Raw genomic sequence first — 880 nt, 5'->3', positions numbered from 1 at the left:
GGCTCTGTTGCAAAGATTGGCGGCAGTCAGAGGTAGGCTGTCGCTCTGCGCCGATCAGGCGGCTGCTGCGAAATGGTGGTTGAGCATGCCCATGGCCTCCGTCAGCGCCGAGGGCCCAATGCCAAAAGCTCTCTCCACAAGGCGCACCTCGCCCCTGATGCCGGGCTGCAGGCACCAGGGGCGAGCCTGTCCTTTGCGCAGGGCTCGCATGACTTCGAATCCCTTGATCGTGGCATAGGCCGTGGGGATCGATTTGAAACCGCGCACCGGCTTGATCAGTATCTTGAGCTTTCCGTGATCGGCCTCGATCACGTTATTGAGATACTTCACCTGCCGGTGGGCCGTCTCCCGGTCCAGCTTTCCTTCGCGCTTCAATTCGGTGATCGCTGCACCATAGCTCGGCGCTTTGTCGGTATTGAGCGTGGCAGGCTTTTCCCAGTGCTTCAGGCCTCGCAGGGCCTTGCCCAGGAACCGCTTCGCTGCCTTGGCGCTGCGGGTCGGCGACAGGTAGAAATCGATCGTGTCGCCCCGCTTGTCGACTGCCCGGTACAGGTAGGTCCACTTGCCCCGCACCTTGACGTAGGTTTCATCCAGGCGCCAGCTCGGATCAAAGCCACGCCGCCAGAACCAGCGCAGCCGCTTCTCCATCTCCGGGGCGTAGCACTGGACCCAGCGATAGATCGTCGTATGGTCGACCGAAATGCCGCGTTCCGCCAGCATTTCCTCAAGGTCGCGATAGCTGATCGGATAGCGACAATACCAGCGCACCGCCCACAGGATCACATCACCCTGGAAATGGCGCCACTTGAAATCCGTCATCGTTCCGTCCGTCCAATCTCCGCCAAGCATGCTCAAGCTTCACGATTTTTGCAACAGAGCC

At 60.6% G+C, this 880-nt stretch carries 1 protein-coding gene; it reads right to left on the bottom strand.

What is annotated here, in order from left to right; translation table 11 throughout:
• Positions 1–54: 54 nt before the first annotated feature.
• Positions 55–819 (bottom strand): IS6-like element IS6100 family transposase, encoded by a 765-nt coding sequence (locus BK819_RS16220; RefSeq protein ID WP_001389365.1) that lies wholly within the window; start codon positions 817–819, stop codon positions 55–57.
• Positions 820–880: the final 61 nt, after the last annotated feature.

The sequence above is a fragment of the Microbacterium sp. LCT-H2 genome (assembly GCF_001866135.1).
In the GTDB taxonomy this organism is placed as follows: domain Bacteria; phylum Actinomycetota; class Actinomycetes; order Actinomycetales; family Microbacteriaceae; genus Microbacterium.
Note: the sequence above shows the minus strand (reverse complement) of the source record. Positions and strands in the feature narration are given on the sequence as shown.